Here is a 20,607-nt window from a genome sequence, read left to right on the forward strand (position 1 = left end):
AGTAAGTAATGTCTAATTAAGTATTCTACGCTATTGCAATCGTAAAAACTTTGATAGAGATCGTATTTAGAAGTGTCAGTAGTGTATATTAACTTGTTAAATTTTAGATTAAATTTATTTTGTTTGTGATCAAGGTCAGTTTTTTATTTAAGATACCTTACCTTATTGTGTTTCTCTTAACCATTAAGTCTATTGAATTATTCGCTTTATAGGTTGTCTATTGAATTGGGTAGGCGAGTTAGTTACTGTTATTAACATCACAAATGGTTGTAGAGGTGTGCGTGAAAAAACTGAGTCAAATTGGAACGGCAGCATGTCTACTGGCGTTTAGTGTAATAAGTTTTTCCCCTCAAGCATTTTATATTCCGCCAACTGCAGAATCTCAGGCTGGCAGTAAACTTGTGCATATACAAATAAAGGCCAAACAAGGCGATGCCGACGCGCAATTCTTGTTAGGATTAATGTATTTATCTGGTCGGTTTGTCAGTCAAAACACCCAATATGGATTAGATTGGGTCACTCAAGCTGCGGCGCAAAATCATGTTAAAGCACAGCAAACCGTAGCTGATTTAGCTTTTGAAGGTAAATTATTTCCGCGTGATTTAACGTTAGCCGAAAAATGGTATCTAGTGATGGCAAAACAAGGCGATAAGTGGGCCAATTTTCGTTTAGGCTTTATCTATTCTGCTGGTGGCGATGGTGTGGTACGTAACTGTGGCAAGGCCATGGGGCAGTTTAACATAGCAGGTGATCCCGTTTCTCTGGGGAATGTGGCGTGGATTTTAGCAACCTGCCCAGAAGCAGAGTATCGTGATGGTTCGCGTGCAGTATCGATGTCACTTAAACTGCTAGAGCAGAATCAAAACGACCCAACAGTGCTAGACAATTTAGCCGCCGGTTATGCTGAGGTGGGTGATTTTACCTCTGCAATCGATGCACAAAAGAAAGCCATAGAGGCTTTAAAACAAAACCCAGAACTTGCTCACAGTGATGAATTTATGTTGCGCTTAAAGCAATATCAGAATAACCAAGCATACCGTGAAATTATTCCGTTAATGTAATTACCAGGCAAATCGTGGGCGTTGATTGTGTTGCCTGGGTCAGCTTTATTACTCATTGTGTTAGCAAAATGTCTGCCGATGAATAAATGAAGACCATTGTGAATGATGGATAGATATTGGTAGGTGATCGTTGATGTGCTCAATACGCTAACAGAAAAAAGGGGGAATTAGCGCCCCAAGCACATCAACTGCCGTTATTTCGCTTGAAATCACGATAAGACAATTTTAGTACTACTGACTTAAATCAAGCTTAATTAGGGGGCTGTTGAACTTTGCTGGTTGAATGTTGTTCGAGTTAAAAACGTTTTAATTAAGGCGATTGGATTGATGCCTAGTCATCTAAGCAACTCTTTATTTGCAAAGAGTCATTCAACAACGAATAAAACGTTTTTAGCCGAACCCTTCTGGCCAACAATTCGCTGCCAAAACAACCTTGAAAGATCAACTGTCCCCAGGCTTGATATCATTAATGTTTTGCAACTCTATTCGTTTATCGATTAAGTCTTTAATCAACGGCGTTAAAATAAGTTCCATCGCTAAGGACATTTTACCGCCCGGTACCACCAAGGTATTAACCCGCGACATAAACGATCCTTGGATCATGTTCAAGTAATAAGGGAAGTCGACGTTATTAATACCGCGAAATCGGATCACCACAAAACTTTCGTCAAGACTTGGGATGTCTTTAGCACTAAATGGGTTTGAGGTATCAACGGTCGGTACGCGCTGAAAGTTTATATGGGTGCGAGAAAACTGCGGCGTCATGTGATTAATATAATCGTCCATACTACGCACAATAGAGCCCATGACTTTTTCACGGCTGTGACCACGCTCTGTGGTGTCTCGAATGATTTTTTGAATCCACTCTAAGTTGACTATGGGCACCATGCCAATCAGAAGGTCAACATGCTTTGCAACGTCAGCATCATCTGTTACAACCCCACCATGTAAGCCTTCATAATAAAGCATATCGGTGTTTTCTGGTAAATCACGCCACTGCGTAAAAGTACCAGGCATTTGGTTAAAAGGGACTGCTTCATCAAATGTATGCAAATAGCTGCGAGTTTGGCCGTTACCGGTATTGCCATAGCTAATGAAGCATTCTTCTAGTTTTTTAAAGTTATTCGCTTCAGGGCCAAAATAGCTAATGTTACGATTTTCAGCTTGCGACTTACGGATTAATACTTCCATTTCTGCGCGAGTGAAATGATGAAAGCTGTCGCCTTCTACAAATGCTGCATTAATACCAAGCTGCCTGAATATATGCGTAAAGGCCGTCGTCGTGGTCGTTGTGCCAGCACCAGATGAACCGGTTACAGCAATAATAGGGTGTTTTGCTGACATGTTATTTGCCTACGTTTGTGACTCACCAAAGAAAATCGAATCACTAGTTATACGGTAATCATCACCTATGGGTCAATTAATCACAGATGATAACGTTAATATTTATATAGCATTATTGCTTAAGCATGCAGGTTAATCATTAACTCTTGCTGAAATATGTTCGCGCTGACGGATCGCAATAGATTCATCATCTTCACTGTACTCAACCACCAGTTCGCCTTTTTTAAGTGCGTGTTTGCAGCGCTCTGTTGCATAAGCCATTTGTTGCTCGTCAACATCACTAAAGCTGCCATCTTCAAGTTGCGATAATAAATACTCTTTAATCATTGCTTGAAGTGTTTCTTGGGGTAATGACAGTAATGCCTCATACGGGACAAGCATGATTATTCCTTTTCTGTCGCGGCGACAGTATATTGTGCTAATTTTTTATTATCGTCAGCGAGTAAAAAGTTGATGATCCGATCTTCTAAATAGAATTTTGGTTTCCACGGCCATCCGCCATCAATAAAACCAACATGGCCACCAAATTGATGTAGCTCATATTCTACCATTGGCGATAACTGATCTTTGCTTGGGATCACATCGTCAGTCATAAAAGGGTCGTCTTGGGCGTGGATCACTAACGTCGGCTTAGTAATGTGTTGTAAATAATTCATCCCACTCGATTTTTGATAGTAATCGTTCACTCCGGTGAAACCATGCAAAGGCGCCGTAACTTTGTCATCAAATAAGTAAAATGTGTTGAGCATTTTAAGTTGTTTTTTATTGATTGGCATTTGTGCAGTGAGATCAGCAGTATTGATTTTTTCAAGCATTTTACGCTGCAAACGTTTAATTAAGAAGCGCTGGTATACAGTAGAAAAACCACCTTCTAAACGTTTAGCACAAGCCGCTAATGTTAAAGGCGCCGACACCACGACAGCTCGTTCTAATAAGCTATCTTGCTGTTCACTCCCTTGGTATTTTGCTAACACATTTCCACCCAAACTGTAGCCGACGGCATAGAGCGGTGAGTCAGGGTAGTAGTGTTTTAGCTGCGACAACGTATACATTAAGTCATTGACATCACCGCTATGATAACTGCGTGCTAAACGATTAGGTTCGCCTGAGCAACCTCTGTGATGATGCACTACCGCTGCGATTTTAGCCTTTTTAGCCTCCAGCAACATTCTGCGTGCGTAATGTGATTCAGTATTCCCTTCGAGCCCGTGAATAATCACTAAAATGGGCTCACCATTTTGAGCTTGGCCTAACCAATCTAAATCAATGAAATCACCGTCAGGCAGCTCTTGTCTTTGCCTAAACGTAGCTGGTTTGGCCACTTTGAAAATAAACGGTAGAATCGTTTGTACATGCGGACTTACAGCCCACCAAGGAGGAGAATACATCTTTTTCATAAAAGGAATCGTTCTGCAATTGTTTGTGAATATTTAAACGTGTGTTTAAATGTTACTCATGCCACTTTAGCATATAAAAATTACCGACAACAATAACTCAAAGGGGAAGAAAATGAAGCGACGTACCTTTCTCACAGGCGCTTTTGCAGGAACGGCTGCACTGGCATTTGGTGTTAATCTGTATGTGCCAACATCTTCTATAGCAACTGATGATATTCATCATCGAGTATTGTTTAGTGTCTTTATTCCTATTTTCCTCGACGGTAGCTTGCCTGAAGTGGCTAATCATAGGGAGATGGCCATCAATCGAACCTTAGAAGCTATTTCGCAATCGATCACTCATTTACCTCAAGCGCAACAAGATGAGTTGATGGAACTATTAGACTTACTTGAAGGCCGTTTTGGATTGTTATTACTCAGTGGCAGTATGACACCGTTATTGGGGCGTGAACCGCAGCAATTGATCGATATGCTAGAGTTTTGGCGTTACAACTTTCTCGATATGCTAAAAATGGCCTATTCAGGGCTGCGTGAGCTTATTATGGCCAGTTATTATTCTTGCCCCGAACATTGGGGTAACTTGCGTTATGCCAAGCCAACTTTCTTGGTTAGTAACTCAAACTAATCATCCTGTGTATAAAGGAGTATTCTCGTGGCTATTATTGATCCTATTATCACAGGACTGAATGCCGGCTGGCACCATATTGATGCCAGCACATTAGAGAAAGACCGTCATTTTGAGGCCGATGTGGTTATTGTCGGCACAGGTGCTGGTGGTGGAACTGCGGCAGAAATATTGTCTCAAGCAGGCCTTAAAGTCATCATGATTGAAGGCGGCGCGTTAAAGTCGTCAACCCACTTTGATATGGAAGAGCGCCATGCTTACCCTAATTTATACCAACAAGCCGCGGCATTAAAAACCGCAGATAAAGGCATCGGTATTTTTCAAGGCCGCACGGTTGGCGGCTCGACAACAGTTAACTGGACCACTTCAATTCGCACGCCTGAGCCTACATTGGATTTTTGGCAGCAAGCTAAATCGGTTAAAGGGTTGTCGGCGAGTGAGTTACAGCCCTGGTTTGAAAAAATGGAGCAGCGGCTCAATATTGAGCAATGGCAATACGACGCAAACCGTAACAACGGCGCATTACGTGATGGCTGTGAAAAACTAGGCTGGGAATACACTGTCATAAAACGCAATGTTAAAGGGTGTTGGAATACAGGTTATTGCGGAATGGGTTGTCCAGTGAATGCCAAGCAATCAATGCTGGTGACTACTATACCCAGTGCGCTTGAACATGGTGCGACATTAATCTCACGCGCAAAAGTCGTAAAACTTGAACATAGAGGCGACAAGGTTGTTGGCCTTACAGCTCAAGCTATGACAGAAGGGCTTAAACCCACAGCATTGAAAATTACATTTAGTGCCAAACATTATATTTTAAGTGCTGGTGCGATTCATACGCCAACTCTTTTAATGCGTTCAAATACGCCCGATCCGCACAAGCAACTTGGTAAAACCTTTTTACATCCGTCGTTATTATCAGGCGGTATGTTTGCCGAGCAAATTAATGGCCACAGTGGTGCACCGCAATCAATTTATTCAGATGAGTTTGTCTGGCGCGATGGAGCCGCAGGCGAGTTAGGATATAAGCTTGAAGTCGCACCAGTGCATCCGGTGCTTATAGCGTCTAAAACCATAGGGTATGGTGTTAGTCATGCGCAGTTAATGGCTAATTTCAATCAAATGCAGGTCACCATAGCGTTAATTCGCGATGGTTTTAATGAGCAAAGTCCGGGTGGACAAGTACGATTAACGGATGACAGTTTTGTCCTTGATTACCCATTAACTGATGGCTTTTGGAATGCCGCACGTCGTGCATTTTTATCGATGGCTGAATTGCAGTTTGCGGCAGGTGCTAAAAAGGTATTGCCAATGCATGATGGTCTAACCTTTTTTGAGTCTTGGAATGATGCCAAACAAAGTATTAATCAATTAGATCTAGGTTTAATTAAGACGATAGTAGCCTCAGCACACGTGATGGGCGGTTGTGCCATGGGTGAAGATAAAACTCAAGCGATGGTCGATGGTTATGGTAATTCGCATTACTTAGAAAATTTATCTGTGATGGATGGTTCTGTGTTTCCAACCAGCCTAGGGGCTAACCCACAATTGTCTATTTATGGCATTGTTGCACGTAATGCGACTGCATTAGCGCAAAAGCTCACCGCGAAATAAGTACATGGTTGATGGATTAGATGGCGCTGCCATCTAATCCATAAATGCCTAAGTACGCATTCACATTACTGTTCACTCTTAGACCGTTAGTGTCAGTGCCATTCGATGTCGTTTTCCCATCTAATAAGTGCAATTTTTGCAATAAAAACTGTTGTGACTTACGCTCCATAATCAATTCAACTTCAAGCATTTTTTGATACTCATCTTCTGCCAAATGTCTTTTGGCTATACGGCGTAATTTACGGTAAGGAACTAATACCGAATCTTCCCATTTTTCGATGACATCAAGCATCATTTGCCATTGTTCAGCAGACAACAAAAAGGCCTGCTGATCAAGATATTGTGCTAAAAGTAATAGGTTAACATTAACTTGGTAGTTATCTTGCAGTTGGAGATAGGCGTTAGGGTTTTTGGTGTAAACCTGTTCGCATTGATGCCACAGTGAGTGAGAGAATGCAGGGCGCTTGAATGTTGCAGGCATGGAATGTCCTAGGGCGTTTACGGGTAAACGCCACTGTATAAAAGGTTATTATTGAACCGCTTGTTCAATTTCTTCAATTTGTTCTTGTAGTTCTAGCCAGTTCATTTCACTTTCGTCCATTTCCTGTGTCAGGCTGGTACGCTCGTTAAGCACTTGAGTCATTTTGGCTTTATTTTCTGCTTCGTATAGGCTGCCATCTGCAAGTTCGGTTTCTAACTCTGTTAATCGTTGCGATATCTTTTGCTGTTGAGTTTCCAGTTTGGCTTGCTGCTTTTTAAGCGGAGAGGTTTTTTGTCTCAGTTCTGCTTCAATTCTTTTTTGTTGCTTTTTATCGATTTGATCGCTGTTGGCTGTTTGAGTCTCACTTTTATTGCTGGCTTGAGCCGCTTTAGCTGCGTCGAGCAACCATTGATGATAATCGTCTAAATCGCCTTCAAAAGATTTCACTACGCCTTGATCAACTAAGTAGTAGTCGCTGCAGCTTAATCGTAATAAATGACGGTCATGCGATACAATAACCATTGCGCCTTCAAAACTTTGTAATGCCATGGTTAACGCATGACGCATTTCTAAGTCTAAGTGGTTGGTCGGTTCATCGAGTAACAGCAGGTTAGGGCGTTGCCATACCAATAATGCCAGAACTAAACGCGCTTTCTCACCACCGGAAAATGGTCTCACTGGGGCTAATGCCATGTCGCCATTAAAGCCAAAACCCCCTAAAAAGTTGCGCAGTTCTTGCTCTCGCATACTGGCAGGCGCTAAGCGTACCAAGTGTTGTAGTGGTGAGTCGTCTAAACTTAAAAACTCGATTTGGTGCTGAGCAAAGTAACCGATATTGAGCCCCGGATTTGGCTCGTACTTACCTGTTTTAGCTTGCAGTTGCCCCGATAACAGCTTAATTAAGGTCGATTTACCCGCGCCATTTCGTCCTAATAAACCTATGCGTGCCCCAGGCACTAGATTGAGTTGCACTTGCTTTAAAATAGTTTTGTCATCGTAACCAATAGAAACATTTTCCATCGCCACTAGTGGATTAGGTAGCGCTTCTGGTTCCCTAAAAGCCATTTGGAATGGGTTATCAACTTGTGATGGTAATAGCTCAGCCATACGCTCAAGTGCTTTTAAGCGGCTTTGTGCCTGTTTAGCTTTGCTGGCTTTGTAACGGAAACGGTCAACAAACGACTGCATGTGCGATCGCTCTTTTTGTTGACGTTCAAACGCAACTTGCTGTTGCGCCATACGTTCTGCACGCACGCGTTCAAAAGCGCTGTAATTACCTTTATAGAAATTTAATTTATGATTCTCGACGTGAACAATCTCATCGACAATACCATCAATAAAGTCACGGTCGTGGCTGATAAGAATTAACGTGCCCTGATACGATTTAATCCAACCTTCTAACCAATACATGGTGTCTAAGTCTAAGTGGTTGGTAGGCTCATCTAGCAGTAATAAATCAGAACGACACAACAGTGCTTGGGCTAAGTTAAGGCGCATACGCCAGCCACCAGAGAAGCTTTTCACTGGGTTACTTTGCTCTGCTTCGCCAAAGCCTAAACCTGCAAGCAATGCTCCAGCACGTGCGCGAATTGCGTAACCACCAATGGCATCAATTTTACCGTGAATAAGGGCTATGGCGTTTCCGTCGTTGTCATGCTGAGCTTGGTTGAGTTGAGCTTCGAGTTGACGATATTCAACATCGCCATCAAGCACGTATTCAAGAGCTGATACGTCAAGTGCTGGGGTTTCCTGGGCTACGGTGGCAATTTGCCAACCCGCAGGCAAGCTAAAGTCTCCTTTATCAAGGTGTAAATGGCCCAATATTAGTGCAAGCAATGATGATTTACCGGTACCGTTGGCACCTACGAGTCCGACTTTATGGCCAGGGTAGATAGTCAGTGAGGTTTCATCGAGGAGGGTTTTGCTGCCGCGAACTAATTGAGCTTGGCTAATGTTGATCATTAATTACAACTTGATTGCTTAACAATAGGATAATGGCGTAGATGATATCGCATCTGCAATTTATTTCCCACAATCACGGGACTCATGTGGGTGAATAAGGCAAAATAGCCGTATACATTGATTAAGGTATTCATTAAGAGAAAATCATGACTAAGATTAAAAAACGTTTTGTTGCTGGCGCTAAATGCCCTAAATGTGGTGCGCAAGACAGCATTTTGTTATTCAAAGAAAATGGCATTGAAACCGTTGAATGTACAGATTGTGATTATCGTGCATTACAAACGGATATCGAAGTGCCTAAAAAAGCCAGCGGCAGTATGATAGGCGTGTTTAAACCTGATTAGAACTTAGCTTTGCGAGCGGTAATATTGCTAATTGCTCATGTATTCATCGGGGGGCGTTTCAGCTGAAATTTTCATTTTATGCTGATTCAACACCCTGATGACATTAATGTTGTTTTTGGTTAATTCATTAAAGCGCTCGGTAATCTCTTGTAGTTCTAAGCCGTAACTTGGGTCGTCTTTTGGCTTGGTTTGCCAATAACGTTTACGGTCTAGCTTTTGAATTTCGCTGGCACGAAGGATCTCAAAATAGCTGTTTTCTTGTTTGAGACGATAAATTTCACCGTCTAACAACTGCAATAGCTTTTCTTTTGAGATGGTCTGTTTGTTAAGTAGCGCTTTTAGCGGATCTTCTTTTAACTCACGCTTGTCTGAGTCGACTTCAGTGGTAATACCAAGTTGATATTCAATTTTGTGTTGGCGAAATTCTTGTGGGCAAACGGTTTGACTGAACACGACTTTTTCGTCTTTCATGCATTTATAAATAGTATTAGCCTGAGCCCCAAAAGCGCTCAATGCAAATAACATGAATAACAGTCTTTTTGCCATCTGGCCACACGTCCTTTTGCTATACTATTTTGATTTAACTACTAGTCTAATATTGTAAAGTTCTCACTATTGCACGATTTTAGTAATTGCATTTGAGTCGCTTAAATTTTAATAAAATAATTTAAGTAACTAATTTAATTAATTTAATACCACTGAATTAACGCCACTGACCTCAGAGTCCCTTGTCGTCATTTGGAGTGGTATTAATTGCTCGTTTAGCAACACGTTAACAACCTATTGTTAAGGTTGTGATAACAATATATTTGATTGAGCAGATTATCATAGTTTTACCGTACTCAAGTAAGACATTCGCCATTCTCGCTACCGGATATTAACTACATTTGCACCATATCTGTTCAATTGTACAAGGAGTGCCCTTTTATGGGGGCGCAACATTGATTAAATATGGGTCAAGTTTATCGATAAAACCAGTTTTTTGACAATCAAATTTTACTAAAAAGAACAATCTTTGTTTTTTATTTTATTAACTTAGCAAATTTTTAAATGATTATTCATATGATTGTTATTGAGCGTGACGGTAAAATGACACGTTATCAATCAAACGTGCTTTACCTAGGTAAGCTGCGGCAATGACAACAAGCTGGTTATCTTCAGCAGTTGCTTGACGTAGCGTATCGGCATTTCTCAGTTCAAAGTAATCAGGAGTAAAGCCGGCAGCTTTTAATTGTTGTACTGCCAATTCTATAGCGTGTTGCGGGGATTTTTTGTGCTGAACGGCACTAATAACACTGTCTATTGCGCGTTTTAATGCCGCAGCATTGTGTTTCTCATCTGCGGTTAAATAGCCATTACGTGAACTCATTGCCAAGCCTGACGCTTCACGAATAGTCTCTATACCAATTACCTCGATAGGCATTGATAAATCTTCAACCATGGTTTTAATAATCATTAATTGTTGAAAGTCTTTACGGCCAAATAATGCCATGTCCGGCTGAACAATATTAAACAGTTTAGCGACAATAGTGGCCACGCCACGAAAATGTCCTGGGCGACTTTTGCCGCATAGCTCATCACCAATATCAGGGACTTCTATAAAGGTTTGCTGTGCCAAGCCTTTAGGGTAAATAATCTCTGGTGTCGGAGTAAATAGCAGCTCTGTGCCGGCGTTTGCCAGCTTCTCGCTGTCTTGAGCTAATGTACGTGGATAACCATCTAGATCTTCTTTAGGACCAAATTGCATTGGGTTCACAAAAATAGACACAACCACATGATCAGCACGCTTTTTCGCTTCATTCACTAAGGTGATATGGCCTTGGTGTAAGTTGCCCATTGTTGGTACAAAAGCAATGGTTTCGCCTTTTGCGCGCCAAGTGTTTACCTGTTCGCGGATCGTTGAAATGACAGCGGTGGTTATCATGTTATTGTCGAACCTTACTCAAAAATAAATAGTTTATGAGTGCTGCACTGTAAAAATAATGTGGCAGCACTAAAAGTTAGTTAAATGTGTGCTCTTCTGCCGGGAAGGTACCATCAGCTACTTCGTCAATATAGGCTCTGATTGCTGAGCGGATTTCGCCAGTTTGCTTGAGGTAGTTTTTAGAAAATCGTGGGATATAGCCGCTCGAAATGCCTAATACATCATGCATAACTAAAATTTGACCGTCAGTGTCAGCACCTGCTCCAATGCCAATAACAGGGATGGTGAGTGCTTCAGTAATGGTTTTAGCCAATTGTGGCGGAATGCATTCAACCACGAGTAATTGCGCACCTGCGGCTTGCAGCGCTTTGGCTTCGTCAAGAATACGCTGGGCATTTTCAGCATCGCGACCTTGCACTTTAAAACCACCAAATACATTCACAGACTGAGGCGTTAAGCCTAAGTGAGCGCAAACTGGAATACCACGTTCTGTTAGCATTTTTACGCTTTCAAGTAACCAATGTCCGCCTTCAACTTTAACCATGCTGGCACCCGCTTGCATCAGCAATGCGGCATTTTCCATGGTCTGTTGTGGGGTGCTATAACTCATAAATGGCATATCGGCGATGAGTAACGCGCGTGAAATACCACGTTTAACACAAGCTGTGTGATACGCAATATCTGCAATCGTGACAGGTAAAGTGTCATCATGCCCTTGTAATACCATTCCTAGTGAGTCGCCAACAAGCAATACATCAACACCTTCGCTGTCAAATGCACCAGCAAAACTGGCATCATAGGCTGTTAGAGCTGTGAATTTTTTGCCTTCTTTTTTGAACTTGATTAGGGTCGAACTGGTGACTTTTGACATAGTAGACTCTTAAAAAATTGAAATACTAAAAAGTTGAGCTTAATGTGCTGCTGGTTAAGATCAACTTTACTCGATAAGCTTTTGCAATTCATCGCGCATTGTCACACTAATCAGGCTTTCAAGGCTGGTATTACAGGGCAGTGTGAGGGTAGGTGCAATGTCTGCTAAGGGTATTAATACAAAGCTGCGTTGTTTCATGCCGTAATGGGGCACTGTGAGTCTTGGTAATGATATTTGCTGTTGCCCATAGAGGAGTAAGTCTAAATCGAGGGTACGAGGCCCCCAATGTTGCAGTCTTACTCGGCCTTGCTGTTGTTCGATAAATTGCAAGGCATCAAGTAATTCAATGGGTTCTAATGTTGTTATAAATCCAGCGACAGCATTAACGTAGTCAGGCTGAATCACTTCACCCATTGGTTTAGAGGCGTAATAACTTGAAACACGCAACGAATCACCAACAGCTAATGCACTTAATGCATCAACAGCCGCGTCGAGTTGCTGTGTTGGATTAGCTAAATTCGCCCCAAGAGCGACATACGCTTGAATCGCCACTTCTGTTTACTCTGCAGTGGGCGTTTTAGCAGCAGGTTTACGGCGACGCTTACGCTGTGGTGCATTTCGGTTACGACTGCTACCGCCTTTACTGCTACTTTTGGCTATTTCGCCGCGTTCAGTTTCATCTGCTTCAACAAAGCTTTTCCACCAATCAGCAATTTTCGCAATATTACCTGATTCAACTTCACCACGAAGCAATAATAAATCGTAACCGGCTCTAAACTTAGGGCTCTCTAACATTTTAAATGCTCGAGTCCCTTGGCTGCGCTCTAAACGAAGCTGCAGTTGCCAAATATCTTTTGCTGGCGTGCTAAATCGACGTGGAATACTGATGGTACGACATTGTTGTTCCATCACATCGCCCATCGCGGCAACGTGAGCGTCGTAATGAGTTAAACCGCTTTCGATAGCGATATCGTCGGCACGCTGTTTGAGTGGATACCATAATATTGCTGCATAGAAAAATGCCGGAGTAACAGGTTTGTCTTGGCTAACGCGTAAGTCAGTGCTGTTCATCACGGCTTGCAACATTTTAGCCGCATGGCCTTTTGGTGATTCGCTTATTAATGCGCTAATTTGCGGAAATAATGGCGCAAATAAGCCAAAACTTTGCATCATGTGGTAATTAGCTTCAGCTTTGCCTGCAAAGAACAGTTTTAACACTTCTTCATACATACGGGCTGCTGGAATATCGCTTAACAATGGTGCTAAGGCTTTTATCGGATCGGCTGTAGTCGCTTCTATTTGCATGTCTAACTTAGTTGCAAAGCGAACGGCACGCAGCATACGTACAGGATCTTCACGGTAACGGGTGTCTGGATCGCCAATTAACTTAATTGTACGGTTATTAAGATCGTTAATCCCGCCGCCATAACTACGAATAGAGTAGTCACTGATATCATAATAAAGCGCATTTATGGTGAAATCGCGGCGCTCGGCGTCTTCGTCAATTTCGCCATATACGTTGTCACGTAATAGACGGCCTTCAGCATTTGATTTTGATATTTTATCGTCGGTCTCACCATGGTGACCGCGAAATGTTGCCACTTCAATGACATCACGACCAAACACAATATGCGCCAGTCTAAAACGACGGCCAACTAAACGGCAATTGCGGAACAGCTTTTTAATATCTTCTGGAGTTGCATTGGTGACAACGTCAAAATCTTTGGGTTGTAAACCAAGTAAAATGTCGCGTACGCCACCGCCAACTAAATAGGCTTTGTAGCCAGACTTGTTGAGACGATACAGCACTTTTAGTGCGTTTTCACTAATTTGGCGACGTGAGATTGAATGACCATCTCTGGAGATGATATCCAGACGTAAGCCATCTTCTTGAATGGGCTCTTCAAGGACTGGAGCTATTTTGTTGTCTTCAAATAGCTGTTTACAGAATTGGCTAATACGGCGAAAAATAATACACCTCGTAATACTTGAATAAATTGATTAAAAATCTGGCGGGTATAATACATTAAATGTTGATAAATGAGTATATGTGCTAAGCGGCTAAAAGCCGTTAATGCACAACCACGACTGCATTTATTAACTATGTTGCCCGGTTTGTTGCTGCTAATACGATTTCTTTGTGTTTTGGGATCCGATCTAAGCAAAATTGTGCCACAGCCTGTTGCAGCATGACATCTACCGAATCAATATCGACACTCGGTTGACCTAAGAATGCTAATGCAGCATTAATGCTGGCTTGAGGATGTTGAGTGTCAATTGCGGGGGCATGATTTTGCTTTGATAACTTAAAGCCTTTTTCTGCACACGCTAATGGCAAATGCAACCAGTTAGGCGTGTTTAGGCCTAGCTGCAAGAATAAACTGATTTGTCGGCAGCTAGCTTCAAGTAAATCACAGCCTCGAACAACCTCTGTAATACCTTGATAAGCGTCATCTAACACTACTGCAAGTTGATAGGCGTACAAACCGTCACTGCGTTTAATGATAAAGTCTTCAGCAGCAAAGTGGCTATCTACCACGATTTCACCTTGAACTAAGTCAGTAAAGATATCGACTCTCGCTTGATTGCGAATACGAATAGCACCCTGAGATAACCTTGGTTGACATTGGCCGCATCGGCCGTCGTACAAACCACCACTAGCTTGAATGATTTTGCGAGTACATTGGCAAAAATAGGCTTGGTCATGGCTAATTAATTGTTCAATTTGGTGCTGATAGGCGTCATAACGTTGATGTTGATATAATGCTGTGCCATGCCAATGTAAGCCATAGGCATCAAGTGTGCGCAGTATGTCATCGCTGGCACCGGCAACTTCACGTGGGGGGTCAATATCTTCAATGCGAACGAGCCATTGGCCTTGTTGGCTATGAGCGCGAAGGTAACTGCCTAGGGCAGCAATAAGCGAACCAAAGTGTAAAGGTCCTGAAGGGGATGGCGCAAAACGGCCAATATATTGAATAGTGCTCATAGCGGTGAATTTTTTAGTCGCTAAGTTTACATAGACGACACCAACTTGTAATGGCACGTGACTATGTTATTTATTTTTAGATTTTAGAAAACAAAAAGGCGAGATAATCTCGCCCTTATGAATAACGGGTTAACCCGCCATCTGTTTTTCTTTAATCTCTGCTAGCGTCTTACAGTCGATACATTGATCGGCTGTTGGACGAGCTTCAAGACGACGGATGCCGATTTCAACACCACAAGAATCACAGAAACCGAAATCATCTTCTTCAATTTTCTGTAATGTCTTTTCAATCTTCTTGATCAGTTTACGTTCTCTATCACGAGCACGTAATTCTAAGCTGAATTCTTCTTCTTGGGCTGCACGGTCTACAGGATCAGGAAAATTAGCAGCTTCATCTTGCATGTGAGTTAACGTACGGTCGACTTCTTCACGCAATTGGTTACGCCATGCTTCGAGGATCCGTTTAAAGTGACCTCGTTGCTTGCTATTCATATACTCTTCACCAGCTGACTCCTGGTAAGGATCTACACCAGCAATAGCGAGTACGCCAAGTTTTTTAGTGCCTTCAGGCATAACGCATCTCCTGTAATCTCTTGCGTTTTAAGGGCGTCTTAAATTTACGGCCGCTGTGTCTTATTTTTACGGCCGCTATCTATACCAGAAACTCTATAGCTAGGCAAATTTTTTACATAGTATTTCAGTGTTTTTTTATCTACAGCATTACTTTACAGGGCTCGACTATTTGGCTTCCCTGTGGTGTAAGTACTGTTTTATAGGCTAACACTTCAACACCCTTAGAAACGGCTTGTTCAAGTAAGTCTGCGTATTGTGGGTCAATATGTCGCGCGGGTTTTACGGTCGATATGCCACTGTGCTGTACCACAAACAATAATACTGCTCGGTGGCCCATTTTGACCATCTGGATAAGTTCACGTAGATGCTTTTGTCCCCGCGTTGTGACGGCATCAGGAAAGTAACCCACTTGGTCTTCTAGCAAGGTACAACTTTTCACTTCAATATAACACTCTGGACGGTTTTGGCTAGTGAGTAAGATATCGATTCTACTATTTTCATGACCATATTTTACTTCGCGTTTTAGGCTGTCATATCCTTGCAACTCAGTAATAATCTGTTGGTTAATCGCTTCTTCGGCCAATGCATTGGCTCGGCCAGTATTAATGCCAATTAAATGCTGTTGATCTGTTTGCATTATCTCCCAAGTATGGGGATATTTTCGCTTAGGGTTATCTGAGGTAGAAAACCAAACAAGCTCCCCTGGAAACAAGCAATTTTTCATTGAGCCAGTGTTAGGGCAGTGAATGGTGATGACTTGTCCATCAGGTAGGGCTACGTCTGCCAAAAAGCGTTTGTAGCGTTTTAACAGTACACCTGTTTCTAATTTTGGTTCAAATAGCATGTGTATAAATATGTCATGGTTTGATTTACAACAATGTTAACAAATTTTAGCTTGGTTTATCGATTGTGTTTTGTCTACACTACTGCCATTAGCTCGTGTTTAGGCTAGGGTATTTGCGCCGCCTGGCGCACAACAAGGAATGACTATGGATATTATGACGGTAACGCTTACTACTGACGCACCAGCAGCGCATTGGGGTAAAGCAGATGTGACTTATCAAGGTACGCAAACACTGATCCACTTATCTGGTAGCGATGAGCTACGTCAGGTGCAAATGGCTGCGAGAAAAATACGCAATCAAGGTGTTAACTCTGTACAGCTCATTGGTGATTTATGGAACCTGCATTCTCAGTGGGCTTTTGCACAAGGCTTTGCAACTGCTAAAGCAGGTTACCAAGTGCTTTGGTGTGGCAGTGATGCAGATCAAGCGACCTTGACTCAGCGCGCTGAAGCGGCTCAATTTGCACGTAAGTTAATTAATGACACCCCAGAGGATTTATCTCCAGTGGGATTAGCAACACAAGCTGCAGCCTGGTTAAAAAACATTGGCGGCGACAAGATTAGCTTCACGATTGTTGAAGGCCAAGAGTTATTAGAAAAGAAATGGGTTGGTATCCATGCAGTCGGTCGCGGCAGTGAACGTCCTCCTGCATTGCTTGAACTTGATTTCAATCCACTTGCCGCAGATGCTCCAGTATCGGTTGCATTAGTGGGTAAAGGGATTACTTTTGACTCAGGCGGCTATAGCCTTAAGTCATCAGAAGGCATGCTGGCAATGAAATGCGACATGGGCGGCGCAGCAACCGTTACCGCGGCATTAGGTTTAGCGATGAAAGCGGGCTTAAATAAACGTGTAAAATTGTTTTTATGTTGTGCAGAAAACCTGGTTAGTGGGCGTGCATTTAAGTTAGGTGATATTTTAACTTATAAGAATGGCACCACAGTTGAAATCGTTAATACTGATGCTGAAGGCCGTTTAGTGTTAGCTGATGGCTTACAAGCGGCGTCTGACACCGGCGCGCCATTAATTATTGACGCTGCAACCTTAACTGGTGCAGCAGTCATGGCTGTCGGTTCAAATTACAATGCGATTTTCTCGCCACAAACTGCCACGCTGCAACTGGCTCAAAAGCGTGCAGCAGCAGTGTCTGAAAATGTTTGGCCACTTCCATTGGATCCTTGGCACAAAGATATGTGCCCATCGGCTTATGCTGATACGGCAAACAGTCGTCCTGTTAAAGGTGGCGGCGCTGGTGGCGCATCTAATGCTGCAGGTTTCTTATGGCGCTTTGTATCACCACAGGCTAATTGGTTACACGTTGACTTAGCTGGCGCATTTGAGTCTTCTGCATCAGCACTATGGGCTGCAGGTGCAACGACTCATGGTGTACTCACAATCGCAGAGCTCCTAAAAGACTAGCCTGTAAGCTACAACAAACTCAAAGACTGCCGCAGATAATGACATTCATTATCTGCGGTTTTTTATTAGTGCTATAGCCAAGACTCAAGGATTGAGGCGTTGGATATTAATCGTCTCGTATACATGCAGATACGTTGGTTCAAGTCGTAATTTTGGTGTGCATCGCAATACAGGTAAGTTTTGCATGTTAACATGCAAAAAAAGCTACCATATGGCGTATATTGATGTTCGCTAATGTATGAGTGGTCACGTTTAACTTTTGATGCTTAAAGAGTTTGCCATATTGCTAATGAGTGTAGCGATTGTTGAAATGCAATTTTGGCATTGAGTTTATTTGTTGTAAGAGGCTAGGGTAACTGGTCCGATCTACTGACTCTAAAAGTAAAGAGTCATGTTTATATTTAGGGTTAAGATTCTGATAACTTTGGCGGTTTAAAATGGCTCAAGCCCGTGCGGTAGCGCAGATGCACGTTTTGTTTGTGGATAACCTAAGGCAAACCTAAGAAATAATCGCTGTGAATTGCGAGTGTGCATTCGCGAGCCCTTAATTAGTAATGAGTTGAATCCCTAACCCTAATAGATTATTAATACAACATGATATAAACAAATATCGTTAAATGTGAGTGACTAAACTACACTTAGATTTGTACTAATGGCTAACATAACGATAAAGAACGCATGTTATTATCCCTAAGCAAATTGAATTGCAAACCTTGATTGAGTTGATGAATGGCAGATAGCACCCAACAACTATTGAAAAGTGTGTTCACAAATGGACCTATTGAAGGGAATAATACTTCGGTATTAGATCTGCTCAATCGGGCGCTTCAACTCGTCTGTAATAGACTCGATTCCAGTGCTGCGTTCATACTGACTAGCCAATATGATAATGTGTTTGCTCCCGACAGTGACATTATCGATACCACAGAACAACAATGTGTCAGCCATTTTACTGCTTCACTCGACGCACAAGTATTATTTAATCAATATATTAATAGCAATCAAGTCTTGTGTGATTCCTTATTGGAAAATGCCCAATCTATCATCTATAACGCATCGCAAGACAATCAGACTCTTCTCCAAGATAAGCCATTCCTGTCTTCGTTACTACACACCTTTACATCGCTAAATATCGACTGTAAGCATTTTGCTCTGAGCCCTGTACTGCGGGTGGGAAATGTTAAAGTGATTTTAGGCGCTTTGTGTGTCTCAGAACCTAAACCGGTAGCCGACGATCAACCTGATCCTTGCGCGTTTGTGATTAAATTACTTGATGATACCGCCTATCAATTGGCGTCAGCATTAGAGTTACGCCGTTTAGCTGTGGTGCTCGATAATAAAGATAAACAATATCAAGAGTTGTTTCAATTATTGCCAATGGCCTGCGCCTTGATTGACTTACACAATAATGTTGTGCTTCAAAATGATATTTGGCAAAGTATTTTGCCCATTAGACTGGGCGATAATTTATTCAATATATTGCGTGATGAAGACCATCCACTTCTTAACGATACATTACACATAGTTCGCGAAGGCATTTTACGTCAGGCCTGGTGCGAAATCCCTTTACGTAACGGGATCAAAAGTCACTGGTATAAATTTAGTTTTTGCCATGCCTTAAATCGTCAGCAACAATTATTACTGATGGTTGAAGACGTGACCGAACGTTATCGTTTGGCCGATGAGCTTTCATTTCATTCAAATTATGACGTACTGACTGGCTTACCTAATCGAGTGCAGTTTGAAAATATGCTCGAAGAACTGCTAAAAGATGAAGACCATATTCCATCATGTATTGCATTTCTCGATCTCGATCAATTTCAAGTGGTTAACGATCTCAGCGGCCATCAGGCGGGCGATCAATTACTGCAACAAGTCGCGGTGCGCTTAAAGCAATTACTACGTAAAGGCGATGTAGTTGCACGTTTAGGCGGCGATGAGTTTGGTTTGTTAATGCATTATTCAGATAAGTCTTCGGCTCAGCAGGTTGCCAAACGAATTTGCCAGCAGTTGTTTGACCATGAATTTGTGTGGAAAGGCATTAAACATAATATCAGCGCCAGTATTGGTATTGCTCAAGTTGACTATGCTGACAACGACATTTATGGCGTAATGAGTAAAGCTGATGCCGCTTGCCAATTGGCAAAAGAAGATGGTCGTAATCGATGGCATTTTTATAATCCAGACGATCCGCAAATGCATATTATGTATAACCAAATGTTAGCGTCTGTCGACATCGCTGGTGCATTGGCGCTTAATCAATTCGAATTGTTTTACCAGTTAATCGAACCCCTTGATAAGCAAGAAAGCGGCATACACATGGAAATCTTGCTGCGCATGGTACAAAGTGATGGGACTTATGTGTCACCAGGTGTCTTTTTACCTGCTGCAGAGCGTTATAATTTGGCGCCGCGAGTTGACCGCTGGGTAATAGATAACCTGCTAAAATGGGGGGGTGAAAATCTCAATATTTGGAAGCAACTGTCGATGGTCTCGGTTAATTTATCGGCCATGTCATTAGCAGACCAAAAATTTATGAGTTGGCTGGAAATGCGCCTAATGGTTGAGCCTGAGTTGGTTGATAAATTGTGTTTTGAAATTACAGAAACCGCTGCCGTTAGCCAATTAGAACAAGCCACAGGATTAATCGATTTACTGAAACCATTTGGCTGTAAGTTGGCCTTGGACGATTTTGGTTCTGGTTTTTCTAGCTTTGCCTATTTAAAATGTCTTGATGTTGATTACGTAAAAATCGATGGCCAGTTTGTGGTGAATTTATGCAGTAATCGCAGCGACAAAGCTATTGTGTCAGCGATTTGCCAATTAGGTAAAGACATGAATTTTGAAGTGATCGCCGAGTTTGTTGAAAATACTGACATCGGTGAGTACCTCAGGAATATCGGTGTCGATTACGCCCAAGGTTACGCCATAAATAAACCGACTCGGCTTGCCGAACTCCACAGTGGTCTTCGTACCCCTTGGCTCACGGATGCTATTAGCATTATCACTGAAGAAGAGAGAAAGGCATTAGAGATCTAGTGCTCGATAGTTATTTACCTAATCAATGGCCTTGCCAAAACACCTGTAAATTCGTGCTGAAATTGAGTATCTTCAGCCGGATTGGGTATATACTCGCTAATAGTATAAAATACCGCGTA

At 42.2% G+C, this 20,607-nt stretch carries 19 protein-coding genes; 6 read left to right on the plus strand and 13 right to left on the minus strand.

Features of this window, described 5'->3' with window-relative positions:
• Window positions 1–281 precede the first annotated feature (281 nt).
• A complete protein-coding gene (locus tag IEY40_RS04190) occupies window positions 282–1,061 on the plus strand; it encodes a tetratricopeptide repeat protein (RefSeq protein WP_229777002.1) in 780 nt (259 codons plus the stop codon).
• 441 nt (window positions 1,062–1,502) lie between these two features.
• On the opposite strand, the gene IEY40_RS04195 is transcribed toward IEY40_RS04190, so the two are convergent.
• From IEY40_RS04195 to IEY40_RS04205, 3 genes are all read right to left on the minus strand, one after another.
• Window positions 1,503–2,405: a phosphoribulokinase gene (locus tag IEY40_RS04195; RefSeq protein ID WP_188953679.1), complete on the minus strand. Its 903-nt coding sequence runs from the start codon at window positions 2,403–2,405 to the stop codon at window positions 1,503–1,505.
• A gap of 132 nt (window positions 2,406–2,537) precedes the next feature.
• Window positions 2,538–2,786, minus strand: a complete 249-nt coding sequence (locus IEY40_RS04200; RefSeq protein ID WP_188953681.1) for a YheU family protein — start codon at window positions 2,784–2,786, stop codon at window positions 2,538–2,540.
• Between the two features lie 2 nt (window positions 2,787–2,788).
• Window positions 2,789–3,802, minus strand: a complete 1,014-nt coding sequence (locus IEY40_RS04205; RefSeq protein WP_188953683.1) for a hydrolase — start codon at window positions 3,800–3,802, stop codon at window positions 2,789–2,791.
• 112 nt (window positions 3,803–3,914) lie between these two features.
• Between IEY40_RS04205 and IEY40_RS04210 the strand changes: the two genes are divergently transcribed.
• Both IEY40_RS04210 and IEY40_RS04215 read left to right on the plus strand, forming a co-directional pair.
• Window positions 3,915–4,427, plus strand: coding sequence for a TAT leader-containing periplasmic protein (locus IEY40_RS04210; protein ID WP_188953685.1), 513 nt, complete (start codon window positions 3,915–3,917; stop codon window positions 4,425–4,427).
• Between the two features lie 27 nt (window positions 4,428–4,454).
• The gene (locus tag IEY40_RS04215) at window positions 4,455–6,041 is read left to right on the plus strand and encodes a GMC family oxidoreductase (RefSeq protein ID WP_188953688.1); all 1,587 of its coding nucleotides are present in this window, start codon (window positions 4,455–4,457) and stop codon (window positions 6,039–6,041) included.
• Between the two features lie 16 nt (window positions 6,042–6,057).
• On the opposite strand, the gene IEY40_RS04220 is transcribed toward IEY40_RS04215, so the two are convergent.
• A complete protein-coding gene (locus tag IEY40_RS04220) occupies window positions 6,058–6,522 on the minus strand; it encodes a TIGR02444 family protein (protein ID WP_188953690.1) in 465 nt (154 codons plus the stop codon).
• Window positions 6,523–6,570: 48 nt separating this feature from the next.
• A complete protein-coding gene (locus IEY40_RS04225) occupies window positions 6,571–8,484 on the minus strand; it encodes an ABC transporter ATP-binding protein (protein ID WP_188953692.1) in 1,914 nt (637 codons plus the stop codon).
• Window positions 8,485–8,630: 146 nt separating this feature from the next.
• Here IEY40_RS04225 and IEY40_RS04230 point away from each other — a divergent pair, with 146 nt between their 5' ends.
• Entirely contained in the window at window positions 8,631–8,828 is a 198-nt protein-coding gene (locus tag IEY40_RS04230) for a YheV family putative zinc ribbon protein (RefSeq protein ID WP_188920256.1), read from the plus strand.
• 27 nt (window positions 8,829–8,855) lie between these two features.
• Here the strand turns inward: IEY40_RS04230 and IEY40_RS04235 are convergent, their stop codons facing one another.
• The 8 genes from IEY40_RS04235 to sfsA all read right to left on the minus strand — a co-directional run bounded on the left by IEY40_RS04235 (window position 8,856) and on the right by sfsA (window position 16,029).
• Entirely contained in the window at window positions 8,856–9,374 is a 519-nt protein-coding gene (locus IEY40_RS04235; RefSeq protein ID WP_188953694.1) for a DUF4124 domain-containing protein, read from the minus strand.
• 523 nt (window positions 9,375–9,897) lie between these two features.
• Complete coding sequence (panC, locus tag IEY40_RS04240; protein WP_188953696.1) at window positions 9,898–10,752, minus strand: pantoate--beta-alanine ligase; 855 nt, start codon at window positions 10,750–10,752, stop codon at window positions 9,898–9,900.
• Window positions 10,753–10,828: 76 nt separating this feature from the next.
• Window positions 10,829–11,623, minus strand: coding sequence for a 3-methyl-2-oxobutanoate hydroxymethyltransferase (gene panB / locus IEY40_RS04245; RefSeq protein ID WP_188953698.1), 795 nt, complete (start codon window positions 11,621–11,623; stop codon window positions 10,829–10,831).
• A 66-nt stretch (window positions 11,624–11,689) separates the two neighbouring features.
• Window positions 11,690–12,175: a 2-amino-4-hydroxy-6-hydroxymethyldihydropteridine diphosphokinase gene (folK, locus tag IEY40_RS04250; protein WP_188953700.1), complete on the minus strand. Its 486-nt coding sequence runs from the start codon at window positions 12,173–12,175 to the stop codon at window positions 11,690–11,692.
• 6 nt (window positions 12,176–12,181) lie between these two features.
• Window positions 12,182–13,489: a polynucleotide adenylyltransferase PcnB gene (gene pcnB / locus IEY40_RS04255; RefSeq protein ID WP_229777027.1), complete on the minus strand. Its 1,308-nt coding sequence runs from the start codon at window positions 13,487–13,489 to the stop codon at window positions 12,182–12,184.
• 235 nt (window positions 13,490–13,724) lie between these two features.
• A complete protein-coding gene (gene gluQRS, locus IEY40_RS04260; RefSeq protein WP_188953702.1) occupies window positions 13,725–14,612 on the minus strand; it encodes a tRNA glutamyl-Q(34) synthetase GluQRS in 888 nt (295 codons plus the stop codon).
• 129 nt (window positions 14,613–14,741) lie between these two features.
• Window positions 14,742–15,185 carry an RNA polymerase-binding protein DksA gene (gene dksA / locus IEY40_RS04265; protein ID WP_188737863.1) on the minus strand — a complete coding sequence of 148 codons (444 nt, stop codon included), beginning with the start codon at window positions 15,183–15,185 and terminating at the stop codon, window positions 14,742–14,744.
• A 139-nt stretch (window positions 15,186–15,324) separates the two neighbouring features.
• Window positions 15,325–16,029 carry a DNA/RNA nuclease SfsA gene (gene sfsA / locus IEY40_RS04270; RefSeq protein ID WP_188953704.1) on the minus strand — a complete coding sequence of 235 codons (705 nt, stop codon included), beginning with the start codon at window positions 16,027–16,029 and terminating at the stop codon, window positions 15,325–15,327.
• A 145-nt stretch (window positions 16,030–16,174) separates the two neighbouring features.
• Here sfsA and pepB point away from each other — a divergent pair, with 145 nt between their 5' ends.
• Window positions 16,175–17,449: an aminopeptidase PepB gene (pepB, locus tag IEY40_RS04275; protein WP_428848134.1), complete on the plus strand. Its 1,275-nt coding sequence runs from the start codon at window positions 16,175–16,177 to the stop codon at window positions 17,447–17,449.
• A gap of 729 nt (window positions 17,450–18,178) precedes the next feature.
• Complete coding sequence (locus tag IEY40_RS04280; RefSeq protein ID WP_188953708.1) at window positions 18,179–20,488, plus strand: putative bifunctional diguanylate cyclase/phosphodiesterase; 2,310 nt, start codon at window positions 18,179–18,181, stop codon at window positions 20,486–20,488.
• The last annotated feature ends 119 nt before the right edge of the window (window positions 20,489–20,607 follow it).

This window comes from Shewanella ulleungensis, from assembly GCF_014648315.1.
GTDB lineage: Bacteria > Pseudomonadota > Gammaproteobacteria > Enterobacterales > Shewanellaceae > Shewanella > Shewanella ulleungensis.